This window comes from Marinifilum sp. JC120, from assembly GCA_004923195.1.
In the GTDB taxonomy this organism is placed as follows: domain Bacteria; phylum Desulfobacterota; class Desulfovibrionia; order Desulfovibrionales; family Desulfovibrionaceae; genus Maridesulfovibrio.
In genome coordinates this window covers 28,402-48,293 of the sequence record RDSB01000008.1, presented here as the reverse complement: position 1 = coordinate 48,293, position 19,892 = coordinate 28,402, and the positions used below count along the sequence as shown (strand labels likewise).

Sequence of the window (19,892 nt, the reverse complement as noted above, 5' to 3'; positions counted from 1 at the left end):
GTTTCCAGTTCCTTCAGGAAATCCTGCGGAACCTGTACTCGGTTGAATGATTGTATTTTTCTCCGGGATGCAGAATCACGGAGGGAAATTCGGGTCTGTTGACCGCGTCCGGGTAGCCCATGGGTTCAATACAGAAGCCGCATTGAGGGCCGTACTTAATTTCGTGTTTTCCGCGAGTTCCTTCTTTTACGCCGTCGGCAGTATAGAGTTGCACTCCACGTTGATTGCTACGGATTTCCATCTCAAGCCCAGATTCATTGCTGCGGGCAATGGCTACCGGAATAAGTTCTTCGCACTCATTTTCCAGAACATAAAAGCGGTCCTGTGCGGTTTTGCCCAGCGTGGTAAATTCGCTGAAGTCAGCTTCAGTGCCGCAAATATCAATGACATTGCCATCAGGAATGAGAGCTTCATCGAACTTAGTTGATTTTGTAGAAAAAATCTTCAATTGATGATTACTTATTTCGCGTCCGTCCCCATTTAAGTTGAAGTAGGGATGTGCCGTCATATTCAGGGGGGTGGGGCTGTCAGTTGTAGCCCGGTAGGTGATACGCAGAGATGTTTCGTTCAGGATGAAGGTTGCTTCCACTTTCAGGTTTCCGGGGTATCCGCCTGCAAGGTGCAGGCTGATAAGAGAAAGAGTCAGGGAGGGAGTGTTTTGTTTGTCCTCAATTGCTGCAACTTCCCAGATTTGTCGGTTGAAACCGTTTGCTCCGCCATGAAGGTGGTTGGGACCTTCGTTGCTGTCCAGTTGAAATTTTTGTCCGTCCAGCTCAAAAGATGCAGTTGAAATTCTTCCGGCAACCCGGCCCACAGTGGCTCCCATGTAGTTGCCATCAGTCATGTATTCTTGCAAAGAATCAAACCCCAGCACAACATCAAGTCTTTCTCCATCAACTGGGATTTCCAGCCCGGTCAGAGTTGATCCGTATGTGGATATATGCGCTTTGCAGCCTGTGCTGTTTTCCAGAGTGAAGAGCATTGCTTCTCTTCCGGAGGAAGTGCGGCCCCATGGTTTGTAAGTTACTCCCATTAAATCACTTCCTTGTAGCTCGATCCGCGGATGAGCAGCTTTGTCTCAAGAGTGATGGTTTCAGGACGGAAATTTTCTTTTTCCTTGAGCTGCTTGAGGAGCAGGGTGGCAGCTGTCTTGCCCATTTCAAAGGCGGGTTGGTCCACCGAGCTCAGCCCCGGTTCGATGAGTGCGGATTCAGGTGAGCCGGAAAATCCTGCCAAGGCCACATCTTCGGGGATGCGCCAGCCTTCCTCGCGGAATCGGCAGAACGCGCCTACAGCCACGGGATCATTAATGCACAGTATGGCGTCCGGGGGATTGTCCATCTTCAGGTACTCATCTGCTCCGGTTCGTCCGTTGCTGCCCCGGCAACCGCCGATGTTGATGTTCAGTTCCGGGTAAAAGGGAATGCTGTGGTTTTTGAGTGCCTGCAAATAGCCGTTGAAGCGCAGTCTGTTCATGGAGATACCTTCGCGTCCGGCAAGAAAACCGATACGTTTGTATCCCCGGTCAATAAGGTGGGAAGTCATTCTGTATGAGGCCCGAAAATCATCAATGACTACTTTTCCGGTATCCAGCTCATCTACAACCCGGTCAAACTGGACCAGCGGGATACCCTGCCGCATTATGGTGCGCATGTGGTCGCAGGTGGTAGTTTCAAGGGAAATTGCCATGAGCACCCCGGCCACCCGGTTGGCAGCCAGAGCCTTGGTGGTCATTATCTCCCGTTGCAGGGTCTCGTTGGACTGGCAGACCATGATGATATACCCGGCGTTGTAGGCCACCTCTTCAATGCCGCTGATAACTGTGGCAAAAAAATTGTGCCGGATTTCAGGGACAATCACCCCGATGATCTTGCTGCTTTGCTTCTTCAGGCTCTGGGCAATGGGGTTGGGCTGGTAGCCGTATTTTTCAGCCGCTGCCATGACCACTTCTTTGGTCTTGTCACTGATGTCCGGGTGATCGTGCAGGGCGCGTGAAACCGTGGATGCGGATATTCCCAGTTTGCCTGCGAGATCTTTGAGGGTCATGTGTCCCATGTTATGCTCCTGTACCTGTTTCAGTTATGGTCAGGAACTCATTTCCCGGTTGGCGGAGAGTCAGTTCGATTATTGACTTTTCACCGAAAACTTTTCCCATGGCATGGCAATATCTCTCGAAATCAGAATTATGTACGTAGGTTTGGATGGTTCCGGCAAACCCGCCGCCATGGACCCGGCCCACCCCTTGTGAGCCTAGAATCAGTTCGGTGAGTGTCAGGGCCAGCGGGATGGGCTGTCTTTTAGGCGTGCTTGGGCTGTAGCAGTTTTGGAGCAAATCGCGGGAGGAGTGCCCGGACTGAGCAACAAGCCGTAAAAAATCATCCATATTTCCATCAATCAGGGCTTTGGCCTGTCTCAGGGCCCGTTCGTTTTCTCCAAGGAAATGAAGGAGGCGTAGGACGGCGCGATCTCCGACACTTTCCCGGATGCTGTCCATATGGTCCAGAACTCGGTTCATGGTTAGTCCTTTGGCCTGATCCTGCCCGCAACACTTGGCGGCCTGAAACATTTCCTGCGGGATAGCTGCATAATCCGGGGTCAGGTCAGCGTGGCTGCCTCCGGTATCGATGACGCAAAGTCGATATCCGGTTCCGTAAAATCCATCGGAGTCGTTGTCTGCATTGAAACCCGGTTCCACACGGGTGATTCCCGGATTGGACGGATCATCAAAATCAATGGACAGGATGCCCTCAAATGAGCTGGTCATCTGGTCCATGAAACCGCAGGGCTTACCGAAATGGATGTTCTCGGCCTGCTTGGAGACGCTGGCAATTTCAAGGGGGCCAACTTTCCCCTTGTTAAAAAGATAGCTGAAAATACGGCCCACCAGCACCTCAAACGCAGCGGAAGAACTCAGTCCGGCCCCGGCAGGGATAGTACTGTGCACACATGCGTTGAAACCACCAATATTAAATCCCCGTTTGCGCAGTCCGTCAGCTACTCCGCGTACGATCGCTGCGCTGGTTTCTTTTTCTTCTTTGCGGGGGGCGGTGTCAGAAATATTTACAGTGATGGGATTGTAGCCTTCGGAAATAATGGTCACCACGTTGTCTTCGGCTCTGGAAAAAGCGGCAAGGCAGTCCAGATTGACAGCTGCGGCCAGCACATGACCGTGGTTGTGGTCGGTATGGTTGCCGCCCATTTCGGTTCGGCCCGGTGCGCTGGCAAAGCCAATTTTGTTTCGGCCGAAATGTTCAAGCATGCAGTGCAGAAGATCGGCCATGCGCTCACGTGACTCATCTATTGCGGCGTGTGAATGTATCAGGCTGAGTTGCCGGTCAAATCCGCCTTCATCCAGGTGTTTACGATAAGCCTCCATGGAATGCATGTTATTCTCCCCGGTCCAGATAATGAATTTCAGGGAGTTCTCGCAACTGCTTGGCACTTTGCTCAGCAGTAATATCTCGCTGGGGCATGCCCATCATTTCAAAGCCGACCATGAATTTTTTCACCGTGGCTGAACGCAGCAGGGGCGGGTAATAATGAATGTGCCAGTGCCAGTGCCAGTGATCTCCATTTTTCCGTGTGGGCCGCTGGTGGATACCCATAGAGTAGGGGAAAGATGTCTCGAAAAGATTATCGTAGCGGGTGCCCATGCGTATCAGTGCATCGGCAAGTTCATCGCGCTGTCTCGGATTCATTTCAGTTATGGCGCCCATATGGGATTTAGGCAGCAGCATGGCTTCGAAGGGCCAGACAGCCCAGAAAGGGACAAGAGCGATAAAGGAATCATTTTCAAAAATGATCCTTTCTTTGTTTACAATCTCCCGCTCCAGATAACGGCAGAGCAGACATTCTCCCTTTTTATCAAGGTATTCCTGTTGGTATTTGTCTTCTGCTTCCGGGATGACCGGAATGGAACGGGTGGCCCAGATTTGTCCGTGAGGATGAGGGTTGGAGCAGCCCATGATGTCGCCCCGGTTTTCAAAAATCTGCACATAGCCGATATCTTCACGTTCTCCCAGCTCCTTGCACTGGTCGCACCACGCATCAACTACTTTTCGAACGGCTTCCGGCTGCATGCGTGAAATGGTCAGGTCATGGCGGGGAGAGAAGCAGACTACCCGGCAGGTTCCGCTTTCAGGTTCAATTTTAAAAAGATTGTCATCGTCGCTGAAGCTGTCCACTGATTCATGGAGCAGTGCGGGAAAGTCGTTGTCGAAAATAAAAACGTCATTGTAATCAGGATTGGTCGCACCTTGATTGCGGGTATTACCGGGGCAGAGGTAACACTTGTCATCATATGGGGGCAGGGTGTTTTGGGCAGGTTTTTCCTGCTTGCCCTGCCACGGACGTTTAGTCCTATGCGGTGAAACAAGCACCCATTCTCCGGTCAGGGGATTGAATCTTTTATGCGGATGGTCCTGAAATGCTTTGCTCATTTTTATGCTCTGGTTTGTCCGTTGCTCCGGGCTTTGCAAACGATTGTGCAAACGTAACCGCAAACGTTTTCGGAAATATTGCCTTAAGCAATTTATCTTGTCAATAAGCCGTGGCGAAAAAGTCTTTGCCTTGATGTTTTTTGGGTTGAACTAATTGAAAATACAGATATTTTATGACGCAAAAACAAGTACTACTTATTATTCGCTTTGTATCTAAGGTGCGGAAAATATTGCCTATTGAGATGGTTTGAAAAATTGTTTAGAGTGCTTATACAACCAACCGGGCGGAATCCTTTTTCGCCATTTTCTAATAGCTGCGTGATTTTTTATTTCATTCGAGTTCAAATACGTATCCCGTATTTACGGCATGGACTTACTTTGAAAAATCAGCCTCGCACCGAATTTATTGAGTAAGGGACAGGAGTCTTTATCCCTCGGCAAGACAAAAAAAGTTCTGCTGTTAAGGCCTTGGTTTGACTTGATTAAATTAAGATAGATTAATTTTTATCAAGTTTTGATTAAGATAGTGGGGATGTTTCGGATTTTTTCTTCGTATACAGTTGTAAGAATGCCCATGGAGGCAATCAGCCTGTTATGATGAAGGGAAAACATTAAGAAGCATTAAACAAAGACATCGGGTGATTGTTTTGAACGTAGAACATAAGACAGTAATCAACATTGTCGGAAAGTGCGCTGAAGGTGATAGCGTATCCTGGAATACTTTTGTGGAGAAATATTCGGGGATAATCTATTTTACCATTAATAATACATTAAAGAGTAAACTACGTTACTACTCTCAGCATCACGCTGATGATATTTGTCAGAATGTTTTTCTGCGTCTTGTACAGAATGATAGAAGTTTGTTAAAAAGATATGATCCGCACAAAGCCAAGATTACAACATGGCTAATGGTTATATCCAGAAGTGTGACCATGGATTTTTTACGAAAGGGGGTATATTGTTTGGCCCCTTTGGACGATTTTATTAATGAACTTGAGGCTCCTGTCGATTCAAACCATGAAGAATTGGACATTCCGGAGCAATTGCTTTCGCCACGTCAAAAGCTGATAGTGAAGCTTTTCTTTGAGGACGGGCTAGATATTTCTGAAATTTCCGAGTTTATCGGAATCAAGGAGCAGTCGGTCAGAAGTGCCAAACATAAGGCCCTGATCAAACTTCGCTCCTACCACGGAGTCAGTGGGGAGACTTATGCGCTGACCCGTTAGTGTCTAAAAAAAATTCATTTTATGAATTTGACGGACACGGTATAGACAACCCTGTCGGCACACGGATGGGCCGACAGAAAAACAACCACGAGGTGTTCCATGGACGGAACCGAACGCAAAAGTTGCAGCCGCATGGAGAAAGACCTGCCTTTCGGGCCAACTCCTGCCTGCCCTGAAATTGATGAGATATGCATGTATCTCGATGGCACTGCTTCTGATGAATTGGTAAGCAGACTTGAGGCTCATCTTGCCGAGTGCCGGTCTTGCAGAACGGCGGTTATGGAGATGAGGCGCAACCTTAAAGGAGCAGTCGTCGCCCCTTTCGGCGGACACTGCATTGAAAAAGCCAAGGAGCTTGTTCAAGAAAAAGATTCTGAAAATGATAATGACCGGGAGTTCAAGGCCATGGCGTGATAGAAAGACCTCCACAACCCACTTCCTCTCACGTCTGCACATCTGGAAACGGTTACCCCTTCATCAACTGTTTCCTTCCTGCCTTGATCATGCCGAATCCCGGTTCATAGGCTGATTGCCTCCTTGAGGCGCATCAACTTGTCTTGCGTATTTCACGCCGGACCCAAGCTGTTGTGCAGAACAGGAGGAAATCATGATCGACGCTACCACGTATTTAAATAATGTTACTAAGAATTCCAAACCTAAGACCCCGAGCAAGGATCTTAATAAAGACGCATTCCTGAAGCTTTTCGTTACTCAGCTTAAAAATCAGGACCCCGTCAATCCCATGGATAACAAGGACCAGCTTGCTCAGTTGGCCCAGTTCTCCTCTCTTGAAAGACTCACCAACATCTCCAAAGCAATGGACGGTCTGACCAAGACTGTTAAAACCGTGATCGGGCTTAACGCTACCGGATACATCGGCAAAACAGTAATGGCCAAAGGGATCAGTGTGTCCAAAAAAGGTTCGGAAACCACGTCCGCTTCCATTTCTCTCCCCGCAGCCTGTAAATCAGTTTATGTAGATATTTACGATAAAAAGGGTGGACTCGTCCGCTCAGTGGAAATGGGCAGCAAAAATGCCGGAAAATTTGATTTCAAATGGGACGGCATGGACAAGGACAAGAAAGCCGCAGCTGACGGTCAGTACAGGATCGCAGTCCGTGCAGAAACTTCCACAGGTAAAAAAGTTCTCGCCAATATTGAAGTCTCAGGAAAGGTCAAAGCCGTCAATACGGCTGGTGGCCAGAATATTCTGGAGCTTGAAGACGGCCGCAAGGTGCTTTTGTCTAATGTGACAAGAGTTGTTGCTTAACCACTATTTTACCGCAAGGAGATTCTCATGAGCTTAAAAGGATCAATGTATAATGGTATCAGCGGCATCCGTGCTCACAGTCAGGCTATGAGTGTTATCGGCAACAACCTTGCCAACGGTAGTACCATCGGTTTTAAGGGAGCGCGCACTTCCTTTGAAGATGCTTTTTACAGTTCGGTTAATACCGGCGGGGGGATAGGGCAGGTCGGGCACGGTGTAGGAATCGCTTCAATTTACGGTGATTTCAAACAGGGCCCCTTCGAACCTTCTTCCGAAGCCACAAATGTCGCCATTGGCGGTAAAGGATTCTTTACCGTCCGTCACCCGGATACAGATGCTACTTTCTACACCCGCGCCGGAAACTTTATCTTTAACAAGCAGGGAGTACTGACAGATCCCCACGGCTACGTGGTTCAGGGCTGGAAAGTTAATCCCAATTCCGAAAGCGGGAAACCGGATACCATCGGCTCCCCCACAGATATAGTATTGGATCGTTTTCAGTCTCCGCCGGTACGCACTTCTGAAATAGCCATGAACGTGAACCTCAGTTCCAAGGCCGAGGATAAGTGCGAAGTTACCGGACAGCCTTTCTTTTCACTGCACCAGACATGGGATGGAACCAAGAATCCGCCCATTCCGGCAGATCGTTATGCCTTTCAGAACACCATCAAGACTTTTGATGAAAGCGGAACTTCTCACGATCTGACCATCTATTTTGATCCGGTCAAGGAAGCTTCAGTGACCAAGGACGCGGCAGGTAACAGGATTTACGAATTCATAGTTACCGTCCCTCCCAATGAGGATGGCCGGACTATTAACGGGACAGCTCTGAAGACTTCATCCGCAGCAGGGCTGCTCATGACCGGGACCATGACTTTCAACCCGCGCGGGGAAATGATCGGCATGAGTTCCTTTTCACTTAAAGGCACTGCCGCAGGTAGTCTGAAAAATCTGAACAATTGGACCCCCTCGCCCATGTCGGATTCCGGTAAGCCCATCTTCACTGCCAACTTTCTCGGAAAGGCCGACGCCAACCTTGCCACTGATGCCAAAGCCAACCCCATCACTCTTGATTTCGGATTGAGCAACAGCGGCAATCCACCCACATGGACCACGCCGGGAACAACAGATGCCTCCGTTGTCGGTTCCAACCTGTCCAGCATCCCAAATTTTACCACTCCTAAACGGAGCGCATCCTACTCAACTTCGTACGACACCGGGAATGCCCGTAATTCCCAGTCCCAGAATGGTTACGGAGCCGGATTCATGCAAGCTGTCGAGGTTGACCGCGACGGTGTTGTTACCGGGCGTTATTCCAACGGGCAGGTGCTTGACCTTTACGTACTTACCCTCGCCAATTTCAACAATCAGTATGGGTTACGTCGTGAAGGCAGTAACCTTTTCTCCCAGACACGCGATTCCGGGCCGGCCCTGACCGGACGGGCCGGAACAGGACCGCTGGGGTCCATCGCATCCAACAAGCTGGAGCAGTCCAACGTGGATGTGGGAGATGAAATGGTCAAGCTGATCACTACGCAGCGCGGCTTTCAGGCCAACAGTAAAGCCATCACCACAGCTGACCAGCTTTTAGGCGAATTGATTCAGTTAAAGAGATAGTTTTTGAATGCCTCCGGCGGCTGGGGAAGGGAAACTTTTGGAAATAGTTTCCCTTCCCCAGACCCCATCCCTTCCAAACTTTTCAGTAGGGCTTCGCCGCTCCGTATCAGCAACTGTGCGTAAACAGGGATGCGAAACTTATTAAAAGTTTTTGAAGAGTCCGGAGAAACTTTTTGAAAAAAGTTTCTTTGGTCCCCGAAGGGACCGTCGGTAGACCCGCCGGAGGCATGGGAGCACACTTATGCTTGGTAATATATTTTCTATAGGCCGCGGAGCCATGCAGAACGCCCAGATGGGGCTGACTGTTCACGGCAACAACGTAGCTAATCAGAAGACCCCCGGTTACCGTCGCAGGACTGTTATTCAGGACGAAGACATGTCGATCAGGGAAGGTCGCTGGTCCTATGGTACCGGGGCGTCTATCCAGAGTATCCAGCGTAATCTGTCCCAGTTTTTGGAGCGCGGTGTGCTGGATAAATCCCCGGAATTTTCCCGCTGGAGCGCTGAATCCGGCAACCTTTCCATGGTTGAGAAATTCTTCGTGGAAAGTAAGGACGCCGGGGTTAGCAAATCCATGTCCGACATGTGGGCTGCTTGGCAGTCTCTTGCCAATGATCCGCAACTGGGCGCGAACAGGGTCGCTCTTGTGGGATCGGCCCAGAAGTTTTCTTCACAGCTTAATTCACTCATGAGCGATTTGCATCGCCAGCAGGATCTGATCACCTCCCACCTTAAACAGGAAGTGGGCAAGGCTAACGACGCTATCAAGGAACTGGCCCAGCTGAATAAACGGATCATTGCCAACCCGACTGATAATACTTTGCTGGACCGCAGGGATGTGGTGCTGCGCGGTCTTTCCTCGATGGTAGATATCAGTGTGCAGGAAGAGCCTTCCGGGCAGGTAATTGTTTCACTGGGAGAAGGGCAGAAGCTGGTCGAAGGTGACAAGGCCTTTGAATTGAAGTTTGAACAGGGGAAAGTGCGTAATTCGTTGGTACACGGCTCTTCGTTCAAGGATGAAGTCCATTTCAGCGGACAGTCCGGTGAAGAATTGACCATTCAGGTTGTTAGCGGCGGTAATGCTTCCGGTACGGCTCCGGCAGCACAGTTTAAGGTTTCCCGTGACGGCGGCAAAACTTGGATCAGCAACCCTGATGGTAGCGAAAAAATGTTCAATGCCGGGGGGCAGAACGATGCCGTGACCGTGGGCGGGGTCAAGTTCTGGTTCGGAAAGGCGGGCAGCAGTGCCAGCGCGGCTACTACCCAGCTTAAGGATGGTGACCGTTTTATCCTGACTCCAAAGAGCGAAGTCCGCTGGTATAGAAACAGCTCCACTTCCGAATCGGTCAGTCCCATTCCCGGAAATAACGGAGAACGCCGCTTAAAGGGCGGTTCCATTGCCGGATTGCTCCGGGCCCGTGATGAAAAGATCGGTTCCTATATTGATAAGCTGAATTCTTTTGCCAAATCCATTGCCTGGGAAGTGAACCGCGCCCATTCGCAGGGAGCAGGGCTGGTCAACCACGCCAATACTATTGGCTCCTATGGGCTACGTGACAGTTCCATACCGCTTGCAAAAAGTAATCTACCTTATGCGGATAAGCTCACTTCGGGAAGTTTCAGCATGGCTTTTTACAATGCCGATACTGGAAAAAAGGTTTCGGTTTCGGCTGTAGATTTTTCATCCATTGCACCGGGCAAGAAGAATTTCGATCCTTCTGTGCATTCTCTTGAAAATGTGCGCGACGCCATCAATGCCAGCTTTTCCGGGAAGGCGCAGGCTGTGATTACCAATGGCAAGCTTTCCATCAAAGGGCTGGGAGATAACAGGTTCCAGTTCTCTAACGACACCAGCGGAGTACTTGCCGGGCTGGGCATCAACACATTCTTTGAGGGACATGACGCAGCTTCTATCAAGGTACATTCAAGTATTGAGGCTGATCCTTCAAAGATCGCCGCTGCTCATGTGAACGGGGCCGGAGAAGTGAACAAAGGTGATAACACCACCGCCCGTGCTGTGGCGGCCCTTGCCGGGAAAAAGAACGTTAATTTCAAATCCGGGGGGACTTCCACTGAGTCCAGTTTTAATGATTTCTATTCGTCTCTCGTGGCAACTGTCGGTTCGCATGCCGCTGACGCCAAGGCCAACATGTCCATTTCCCGGACTGTGCTTAAGGGGTTGGTGGATAAACAGGAATCCGTGGGTGGGGTCAGTATTGATGAAGAGATGAACCACATTAGCAGTTATCAACGTTCTTATCAGACAGCAGCCAAGCTGATTAAAACTGCCAATGAAATGTTCGAAACACTGCTTTCACTAAAGTAGGGGGACAAAATGAGAATATCCACCAATCAGATTTTCAATATGTCGCTTTACAACTTGAATTCATCCATGAGCCGCATGGCTGAAGCTACCATGCGTAACTCCGCCCAGAAGCGGGTGCTGGTTCCTTCCGATGATCCGGCAGCCATGGGTGGGATCATCAATTGCCGCTCATTTGGACATGAAACCAAGCAGTATATCAAAAACATCAAGACCGCTTCGAGCTGGCTGAGTCTGGCTGACGGTGTGTTGCAACAAACCAGTACAGATATCGGGCGCATCAAGACTCTGGCGGAGCAGGCAGCCACCGGAACCCTGACCGCAGAACAACGGCGTTCCATTGGCCAGAATCTGCGTGGAATAATGGGTAATCTGCTCAATAAATCCAACACCGAGTTCGGGGGCAAGTCTCTTTTTGCCGGACATAAGCTGGATACCAACGCTTACGAACAGACCCTGTCCGCCACCACAACCGATCCCAATCTTCCTGCCGGGTCCGTGGTTGCAGTGAAAGGTGCTTCGGAATCCTCAGTCGATGTGCGGTTTACTTCCGGCGGAACCGTGGGCACCGATACCATCACTTATAAATATAGTTCAGACGGCGGCAAGACCTGGAAGAATGGAACCCTCAATCCGGGAAATACTGAGCTTGATCTTGGTCCGGCCACTGTGGAGATGAAGAATGGTTCCGCCGTTACGGAATTTACGGACAAGGGAACCGGGACCCGGCTTATCGTGCGTCCGGCCCTTAAGTACCACGGTGATGATAACGACGATCTTAATGTTATCAAGTACGGGGACACGCAGGTTATCACCAAGGCTGACGGTAAATTCCATAGCGATGTGCTGGTGCGTATCGACAAGAACGGCGATGTGAACACTCCGCCTATCACTTATTCCTACAGTCTCGATAACGGGTCCAGCTGGGTTCATTCCAATGTTTCCGCCGATTCCCGCCTTGAAGTTCCTGGCGGCAGCCTGACCCTTTCTTCCGGTGCCGGGAGTACCATAAGCAGCGGAGATCAGTTCGTTATCCGGCCTAATACCGCTGACCTGCGTCTTGATATTTCCCAGAGCCGTTCCATCCGGGTCAACAATGTGGGTAAGGAAATATTTGGCGGGATTTATACCAAGCCCGGAGAATCCGATCCTACTCCTTCTCCTGATAATAAAAACAGCAATCTCTTTGAAACATTGGGCAGGCTTATCGGCTACGTGGAGACAAATGACAAGAAAGGCATCGGCGAATGTGTGGCCGAGCTGAAGAAGGTTCACGAGCATGTGGAAATGAAAGCCGCAGAAATCGGGGCCCGCATGAACCGGGCTTCCAGCGCGGAGAAACTTGCTGAAATTCGCAAGGACAATAATACCGCCCTTATCAGCCGTCTCGAAGATGCCGACCTTGGTGAACTTCTTAGTGAGCTTAACCAGAGCAAGCTTATTTATGAGGCCGTGGCCCGCAGTTCGCGGATGATTAATGAACTGTCTATCCTTAATTACATGTAAGGGAGAAAAGTCATGGCAGATATAGGTAAAGTTGGAGCACAGGTTTCCGCAGCCAAGACAACTTCCGGTTACTGGTCCGGGCAGACCAAGTTTGAAAAGCTGGGGAATGGTACTGATTTCGGGAAAATTGTTGAAAAGACAGTTAAGCAGCAGGGTTTTCATAAGCGCAGACTGGAGAATTGGAGATCCCAGTGGGTGCAGAAAAAGGAAAGTCTTAAGGATCTCAATACCAAGATGGGGGAATTGAGCACTGCACTTAAGAAGATGGATAGTATCGGCAAGTTTATGGGCCGGGTTACTACTTCAACCGATTCTTCCTGTGTAACCGCCACGGCGGACAGTACCGCTCCTACTTCTCCTTATAAGGTTGAAATCAAGCAGCTGGCCCGTAACGATATCTGGACATCCAGCTCCGGCTTTGCTTCGGACAAGACCGTTGTTTCCCCCGCAGACAGTAAAATTAGTATCAGTTGTGCAGGCAAGACCGCAAACCTTGATGTGCCCGCAGGGACTACGGTGGAGGGATTGGTCAAAATGCTTAACGCCACCACAGAGCTGAGGGGAAATGTTCAGGTGGAAGCGATTAAAACCGGGAGTGAATATCGGCTTAAATTCAGCAGTCTGAAAATGGGTGAAGCCAACCGTGTTACTTTTAACAGTTCCACCACTCTTGCTGCCCTTGCTCCTTCTGCCATGAGCAATTTGCAACAGGGACAGAATTCCAAGGTCAAAATTGACGGCTTCCCTGAAGGTGCGGACAACTGGATTGAACGCGAAACTAACATGGTCACGGATGGTTCAAAGGGGCTGACCCTGAATCTTAAAAAACCGACTTCGCCGGGAACGGTTATTGTCAATGTGAGCACGGATACCGAAAAGATAATGGAAAACGTGCGTGAATTCGTGAAGCAGGTTAATGTGGTGCGTAAGGCCCTGCGTGATATTTCCAAGGTGGACAGTGAAACCAAAAAAGGCTCGGTTTTGACTGGGAATTATGGGGTGCAGCTCGCTTCCCATCGTTTCAAGGATATTACGGCCACCAAGGGACAGGGGTTCAATAATTTTGATACCGCCACCGGTGCCGGGGATAGATATAATACCCTGCGAACACTCGGTATTGAAACTGATTCAGATCAGAGTTCAGCTAATTTCGGGCTGTTGAAAATTGATGAGGAAAAATTTGAAAAGGCCATGAAAGATAACCCGGATGGGGTTGCTAAACTTTTTTCTGCTGATTACGAGGCCAGTACCAGCTCCCCGAACTTCACGATCAAATCTTTGATTAAAGGAGTCACTAAGCCCGGCAGTCATGAAGTTTCTTATACCGTTTCAGGCGGCAAGATAACTTCCGCCACAATTAACGGCAAAGCCGCCCGGATAGCCGGATGGGAGATTACAGCTGATGATATGGCCGGGCTGGGTATGGCTCTCCGTGTAGATAACCGTGCAGATGGAACATATTCCGGTACAGCGGGTATCAAGACCGGGAAGACAATAGAAATGGTTGAGACGTTGAAAGACATGACCAATTCCAAGACCGGTATCCTGAACATTATCAGTGAAAACTACACCGGAATTATCAAGAATATCGATAAGAAACTTGATTATGAAAAGAACCGTCTGGAAAGGCTGGAGAAAACCTTGAAGGCCAAGTACGCCCGCCTTGATACTGTACTTTCCAAGTATGGGGGGAAGCTGAAAATGCTACAGGGACAGATTGCCAAACTGGGGAGTGGTAAGAAGTAAATTCTTATATTTAAGTGCTATCCTGCTCAGTCCAAAGGTGTTAACTTGATAGTGTCGGAGATTGCTTTGACTCTGTTTTAATGCTGGAGGGTTTATGCAGCTGGCTCAAATGATTGATCTGGCCCGTGGTTCTGATCGTGCTGATTTGGTTATCCGTAACTGCCGGGTGGTGAATGTTCTCAGTGGGGAAATCCACGAATCGGATGTTGGTATTGCTAATGGTGTTTTTCTTGGTTTTGGGGATTATGCTGCTGAACGCGAATTTGATGCTGAAGGGCGTTTTTTGCTTCCGGGTCTGGTGGAAGGGCATATCCATATAGAATCTACTTTGCTGACTCCTCCCCATTTTGCCAAGGCCGTGGCTGAACACGGCACTGCTGCCGTTGTCTGTGATCCCCATGAAATAGCCAATGTGCTGGGCCGTGCGGGTGTGGAATATATGCTCAAGATCTCCCATGATTTGCCCGTATCCATCTTTTTTATGTTCCCTTCCTGCGTTCCGGCCACCGGGTTGGAGGATTCCGGCGCACGGCTGGGTGCTGTTGATGTAGAGAATTTTTTACGACGTTATCCCGACAGGATTCTTGGGCTGGCTGAAATGATGAATTTTCCCGGAGTTCTGGCGGGGGACCCGGAAGTGCTGTCCAAGCTTGAGGCTGCAACAGGCATGATCATTGACGGTCATGCTCCTTTGCTTTCGGGAAAAGATTTGAACGGCTATGTGATTGCCGGGCCGCGCAGTGACCACGAGTGTTCCAATGTTTCGGAAGCAATGGAGAAGATCCGTGCGGGCCTGCATTTGATGATGCGTGAAGGGTCTCTTGAGCGAAATATGGAAGATTTGCTCGGCGTAGTTAATGATTTCAACTCCCAGAATATTTCCATAGTTACCGATGACCGCAATGCGTTGGACCTGCGCGAGAACGGGCATCTTGATTACGGGGTGCGCCGGGCCGTGGCTTTGGGCATGGACCCGCTACGGGCAGTGCAGATGGTTTCCATCAACCCGGCCCGCTATTTTGGGCTTCGAGGTTACGGTGCAATTGGGCCGGGCTACCGGGCCAATTGTTTTTTGGTGGATGACCTCAAGGATTTTGCCATTCAGAAAGTTTATTTAAACGGTACTCCTTTAGAAGAATGCAGCTTTGAATCCGGCAATGGTGTTGCCCCGCGCGGTTCCATGCATGTGGGAGCTGAGATAGACGAGGATATGTTTGCTTCGGAAAAGGGCAGCGGGCTAATCAGGGTTATCGGGGTAACTCCCGGACAGCTTTTGACTGAGAATCTGGAACTGGAACCTTTGCTGGAAGACGGTTTGCCTGTTGCCGATCCAGTGCGGGATATTTGTAAGCTTACGGTGATTGAACGTCACCGGGCAACAGGCAATCATGCCAGTGCATTTGTGCGTGGGCTGGGGCTTTCTCATGGAGCTATTGCCGGAACCGTGGCTCATGATTCCCATAATTTGATTGTGGCCGGAATAAGCGATGCGGACATGGTGCTGGCTGCACGTGAAGCCGTCCGCATGGGTGGCGGTTTTGCGGTTGTCCGTGACGGTACATTACTGGCGACATTGCCCCTGCCTGTGGCAGGGCTGATGAGTGATAAAGGGCTGGCTGAAGTGGCCGCAGGAGTGCGCGGACTGGACCATGCTACTCAGCGGCTTGGTTGCTCCTACAATCCTTTCATGCTGATATCTTTTCTGGCCCTTCCGGTTATCCCCAGCCTGAAACTTACAGATCGGGGATTGGTGGATGTGGATGCATTTGATTTTACCGGGCTGTGGGTGTGACAAAGCTTTTTTAAGTTTGAAGGAGATTTAATTGCTGTCGGTTTGCTTGCTCAGGTAGTTGTTTCTTGACAGATAAACGTTTTCTCCCTGTTTCCACTCCGTATCAAAACCATTTGTCCCACAATAAAAACTGCGGTTGCAGCCCGGTTTTTGGCTTTCATGGAGTTCTACTATGATGGAATTCACTTTGTTCACCCATGGGGAACTGTCGCTGAATACCTCTTTTTCTGCTCCCTCTATATCAATTTTTAAAATATCAATTTTTTCGAGATTATAATCTTCCATGAGCTTGGAAACAGTAATAGCAGGAACGGAATGGCAGATATTGTTCTGTTGGGCAGAGATTCCTTTTTGTTCGGTCATGAATCCCCATTTACCGAGGCCGGGGTCAACAAGGTTGATCTGTTCGTTTTTATGCCACAATGCAGCTTGAATTGCGGTTATGTTTGGGTATGGGGCAGTGTTTCGGGCAAGCAGATCGAAATTGCTTTTCTCTGGTTCTATGGCGAGAATTTGGGCATCAGGATATTTATTTGCAAAAAAAATTGATGCAAGTCCAATATTTGCTCCTGCATCAATTATGATTTTGGGGGATTCTTTTACTGCAAAATCATATTCCCGGTATATGAAAATTTGTTTGCATGTAGGAATATCCGAAGTAGTGAGCCGAACCCAGAAAGGAAATTTGCATTCTTTTCTACTTGTTTTATAGATGGGATCGCTTTTCGTCAGCTTCGATTTCAGTAGTTGCAGGAGACCATTTACTCCTACTGTTCTTAAGTATGTTTTTACGCCCATGTTTTGTTTGCTTTATAGGTAAAAAATGAAAAGGTTAGAGGGATGTGAATTGGCTTCCCTCTCATGATTTTGAGTCTTAATCATGACAAAACTTAATTTTTTATCTTTATATTTTTGCCGAGGAACCGTCAAGCTGTGTCAGGGAATACTAAATTATTTAAAAGATATTGCCGTTCTAGATCCTTCTACACCCTGAGGGATAATTATCCATCTTCCACATGGGCGGGCCGTCCCAAGGCTTGCGGGCCGGGGTTTTATTTAACCCCTGTTCTACAAATTCCAGCCCCAGTTCCTTGAACCGTTTCGGAGTGGGGCGTCCGTTTTGATCATATCCGCGCAGGGTGTAGTATCGGTCCAGATGTTTCTCGTGATTGCGCAGGTCGTCTTTACCTTCATTTGTGTCGCGAATTTCCGGTTTTTGGGGCATGCGGTCATCCTTACGGGTGGTTCCTTGCCGGATGTTGAAGGCATGTTCCAGTGCGTAAACGCGATCCGCAGCTTGTTTCAGTTTTTCAGCGGTGTAGTTGACTCCTGTTGCCGCTGTCAGCAGCTCGGCCAGTCCTTCGAAAATGGGTTTTTTCCAGACCAGCGGCATGGCACTGATCCAGTTGTTTACCGCACCCTTGCAGCGTCCGATGCAGTCGGTCAGGGTGGTCATGCGTTCGCCTACTATTACTGCTGGTGCCGGGTCATTTTCCACATTTTCCAGTAACAGACCCTGTTCTTTTAAGATGGGAAACATGTCCGGGTCCGGCTGGCTGAAAGCCCAAGAACGCCCGCGCAGGTGGTCGGCTCCGCGGGTGGATGTTGCGTGAGCCAGCGAGAAAACACCGCTGGGATAGGGCCCGCGTGACAAGCCCTTTACATGATAGCAGTAATCCATGGCCTTGCCGCCCAGCCGCTTGGCAAGGGTGTACATACCTTCAGCCACGAGATTACCCAGTCCCTGACGCAGGGCTGTGCGGTGCAGCAGCTCGATCTGGTCGTTATGGTTTTCCCAGTTCAGGTCCAGCCCGTCGGTTAATTCCTCGTCAATCAGGCCCCGGCTGTATAAATCTTTGAGCATGGCAATTGTATTGCCAAGGGCCAGTACATCCATGCCGTATGCGTCGCAGATATTTTCCATCTCCATGATCGCTACCGGATCAGTCACCCCGCAATTAGTGCCAAGGCAGAAGATACATTCGTATTCCATGGCTTTTCCGGTTTCCCCGGCTCGTGATCCGGAGGGAATACGGTAATAATCTTTGCAGCGCACATGGCAACCGTGGCAGCCGTGCCGCCCGAGAGAAAATTCCTTCCAAGCCTCCGGACGTAGCTTGTCCGGTACATCTTTGTCGTCCCAATATTTTTCGTAATTGCGGAATCCCGGTTCCCACATCATCATTCCGATATGGGTTCCGTACTGTCCGACCACTTCGCGCTGGAAATCTGATTCTTTGAAAAATTTACGGTCTTCGTCGGCGAGTTTTTTAAATAGATCAGCGTCCGCCAGCGAAACCCGCCCACTACCTTTGACCACTATAGCTTTTAGTTTTTTGGAGCCGAGGACCGCGCCTGAACCTCGAGCGGCGGAAGCATACTTATCCACCATGGTGGTTGCTACCCGGACCAGATTTTCCCCGGCCTGACCAATGCAGGCAACACTGGTGCCCTTGCCGTGTTTTTCCTGCAATTTATCAGTGGTTTCCCAGACGGAAAGTCCCCACAATTCCCCTGCATCACACAGTTCTACTTGCTCGTCTTCCACCAAGAGGTAACAGGGCTTATCGGCCTGTCCGGTAATGACAATCTGATCCAATCCGGCCCGTTTCATCATGAAGGCCAGCGCACCTCCGGCATTGCCGTCACCGAGAATACCGGAATATGGGGAGAGTGTGCTTACTTCCACTCGGCTGGTTAGCCCCAGCGGGGTGCCGGAAAGGGGGCCTGCCCCAAGGCAGTAGACGTTTTCAGGCGAGAGAGGATCAATGTGCGGTCCGACTTCATTGAATAAGGTCAGTGAATTCAGCCCGCGTCCGCCGATGAAGTCCCGCGCAAGCTCTGGTTCAAGCGGGATCCTGTTGATTTTTCCGTTACTTAGATCAACCCTTAAAATCCATCCTGCCCATCCGTGCATGGTGCCTCCGTTGTTTCGGGAACTGCTTATCTTACTTAAGGATATACCATGTGCTGAGGAACAGTGGCAACTTTTCCATTAATGTTGGTGATAAAAAAGAGGAATCTCTGGGGTGGAGATTCCTCTTTTTTATTGTATTTTGTGAAAGTCTATTCTTAATGGTTGCAGGCTCGGAAGACTTCACCCTTGTAACTGTATTCCCATGAATCGCGGAGCAGAATCTGCCGTGCTTCGGGAAATTCTTCCTGAATGATTACGTCATGCCTACCTTCAGGATGGGTCCATATGGCACTGCCGCCTCCCCACTTGATGGGAATTTCCATGACGATTGTTCCCTCTTCATTTGTGGGACGCCAATGCCTGAGAATCTGCCCGTCAAAGATGGCCCTTCCGTCCGGGAGGATTACCACAGATGCGCCGGAGGGAGCCTCCCAGAGTCCCCAGGCCCAGCAGGCTCCGATTTTTTTGAAATTGCCGCTGGTTCCGGCATCTTTCGGAGAGTCATAGGGAGTGTCTTCCTTGGGGGTGTCCTCGGAAAAATTCCATGTGTTCAGGGAGTGCCTTACCAGTTGTTCAGCCTCGCGGTCTGCATCGGGATAGCGGCCCTGAAATATGTAATTGACCCCATTGTGGCGGCTGGCTGCCAGAAGTGATTCAAAATTTCTGCCATCGGACTTCCCTTCGTATTCACGGAAAATTGCCGGGGCTCCGGAAACATGTCCTTTGTTTTCTGAAATCAGTTTTTGCAGCGGGAATCCCTGTTGTTTTAGGGCAGTGATCCAATTTTCCAGCAATTTATCCAGTGGAATTCTTTTCCCGGGGGTGACGTAGAGTTCAATGCTTGAATCCAGTGATGGGGAAATGCACTGCTTAACTCGGTTCTCCCCACGGGCCACCTGATTGTCGCTCCAGCCGGGAGGACAGTTGACTCCCTTGGCTATATCATCGGCACAGGCGGTGGATAGGGGAAAAAGTGCAAGTATAAAAAGCAGCAGTGCGGTTTTATTGATTGTGTTCATTTATGCGCTCCGGTCTATGTTTAATCATATGTAATCT

General features: G+C 49.6%; 16 protein-coding genes. 8 read left to right on the top strand and 8 right to left on the bottom strand.

Annotated features, from left to right (window positions below; all coding sequences use genetic code 11):
- Window positions 1-13: 13 nt before the first annotated feature.
- From D0S45_09565 to D0S45_09550, 4 genes are read right to left on the bottom strand one after another with little or no spacing between them, the layout of a single operon-like run.
- A complete protein-coding gene (locus D0S45_09565) occupies window positions 14-1,033 on the bottom strand; it encodes a galactose mutarotase (protein TIH15820.1) in 1,020 nt (339 codons plus the stop codon).
- The gene (locus D0S45_09560) at window positions 1,033-2,055 is read right to left on the bottom strand and encodes a LacI family transcriptional regulator (protein TIH15819.1); all 1,023 of its coding nucleotides are present in this window, start codon (window positions 2,053-2,055) and stop codon (window positions 1,033-1,035) included. Before D0S45_09560 ends, D0S45_09565 begins: the two co-directional genes overlap by 1 nt.
- A gap of 1 nt (window position 2,056) precedes the next feature.
- Entirely contained in the window at window positions 2,057-3,385 is a 1,329-nt protein-coding gene (locus D0S45_09555; GenBank protein TIH15818.1) for a galactokinase, read from the bottom strand.
- A gap of 1 nt (window position 3,386) precedes the next feature.
- The gene (locus D0S45_09550) at window positions 3,387-4,439 is read right to left on the bottom strand and encodes a UDP-glucose--hexose-1-phosphate uridylyltransferase (GenBank protein ID TIH15817.1); all 1,053 of its coding nucleotides are present in this window, start codon (window positions 4,437-4,439) and stop codon (window positions 3,387-3,389) included.
- Between the two features lie 620 nt (window positions 4,440-5,059).
- On the opposite strand from D0S45_09550, the gene D0S45_09545 reads away from it, so the two are divergent.
- The 4 genes from D0S45_09545 to D0S45_09530 all read left to right on the top strand — a co-directional run bounded on the left by D0S45_09545 (window position 5,060) and on the right by D0S45_09530 (window position 8,552).
- Window positions 5,060-5,665 (top strand): sigma-70 family RNA polymerase sigma factor, encoded by a 606-nt coding sequence (locus D0S45_09545; GenBank protein ID TIH15816.1) that lies wholly within the window; start codon window positions 5,060-5,062, stop codon window positions 5,663-5,665.
- 99 nt (window positions 5,666-5,764) lie between these two features.
- Window positions 5,765-6,079, top strand: coding sequence for a hypothetical protein (locus D0S45_09540; GenBank protein ID TIH15815.1), 315 nt, complete (start codon window positions 5,765-5,767; stop codon window positions 6,077-6,079).
- A 193-nt stretch (window positions 6,080-6,272) separates the two neighbouring features.
- On the top strand, window positions 6,273-6,935 hold the full coding sequence (locus tag D0S45_09535) for a flagellar hook assembly protein FlgD (protein TIH15814.1): 663 nt from the start codon (window positions 6,273-6,275) through the stop codon (window positions 6,933-6,935).
- A gap of 27 nt (window positions 6,936-6,962) precedes the next feature.
- Window positions 6,963-8,552, top strand: coding sequence for a flagellar hook-basal body complex protein (locus tag D0S45_09530; protein TIH15813.1), 1,590 nt, complete (start codon window positions 6,963-6,965; stop codon window positions 8,550-8,552).
- Here D0S45_09530 and D0S45_09525 read toward each other — a convergent pair.
- A complete protein-coding gene (locus tag D0S45_09525; GenBank protein TIH15812.1) occupies window positions 8,537-8,791 on the bottom strand; it encodes a hypothetical protein in 255 nt (84 codons plus the stop codon). The two genes, D0S45_09530 and D0S45_09525, sit on opposite strands and share 16 nt — an antisense overlap.
- A 2-nt stretch (window positions 8,792-8,793) precedes the next feature.
- On the opposite strand from D0S45_09525, the gene flgK reads away from it, so the two are divergent.
- The 4 genes from flgK to ade all read left to right on the top strand — a co-directional run bounded on the left by flgK (window position 8,794) and on the right by ade (window position 15,919).
- Entirely contained in the window at window positions 8,794-10,878 is a 2,085-nt protein-coding gene (flgK, locus tag D0S45_09520) for a flagellar hook-associated protein FlgK (protein ID TIH15811.1), read from the top strand.
- 9 nt (window positions 10,879-10,887) lie between these two features.
- A complete protein-coding gene (gene flgL / locus D0S45_09515) occupies window positions 10,888-12,381 on the top strand; it encodes a flagellar hook-associated protein 3 (GenBank protein ID TIH15810.1) in 1,494 nt (497 codons plus the stop codon).
- 12 nt (window positions 12,382-12,393) lie between these two features.
- A complete protein-coding gene (locus tag D0S45_09510) occupies window positions 12,394-14,127 on the top strand; it encodes a flagellar hook-associated protein (GenBank protein ID TIH15809.1) in 1,734 nt (577 codons plus the stop codon).
- 94 nt (window positions 14,128-14,221) lie between these two features.
- Window positions 14,222-15,919, top strand: coding sequence for an adenine deaminase (gene ade, locus D0S45_09505; GenBank protein ID TIH15808.1), 1,698 nt, complete (start codon window positions 14,222-14,224; stop codon window positions 15,917-15,919).
- Window positions 15,920-15,946: 27 nt separating this feature from the next.
- Here ade and D0S45_09500 read toward each other — a convergent pair whose 3' ends face one another.
- The 3 genes from D0S45_09500 to D0S45_09490 all read right to left on the bottom strand — a co-directional run bounded on the left by D0S45_09500 (window position 15,947) and on the right by D0S45_09490 (window position 19,855).
- Window positions 15,947-16,717: an FkbM family methyltransferase gene (locus D0S45_09500; protein ID TIH15807.1), complete on the bottom strand. Its 771-nt coding sequence runs from the start codon at window positions 16,715-16,717 to the stop codon at window positions 15,947-15,949.
- Between the two features lie 175 nt (window positions 16,718-16,892).
- The gene (locus tag D0S45_09495) at window positions 16,893-18,836 is read right to left on the bottom strand and encodes an aldehyde ferredoxin oxidoreductase (GenBank protein TIH15806.1); all 1,944 of its coding nucleotides are present in this window, start codon (window positions 18,834-18,836) and stop codon (window positions 16,893-16,895) included.
- A gap of 155 nt (window positions 18,837-18,991) precedes the next feature.
- The gene (locus D0S45_09490) at window positions 18,992-19,855 is read right to left on the bottom strand and encodes a hypothetical protein (protein ID TIH15805.1); all 864 of its coding nucleotides are present in this window, start codon (window positions 19,853-19,855) and stop codon (window positions 18,992-18,994) included.
- Window positions 19,856-19,892: the final 37 nt, after the last annotated feature.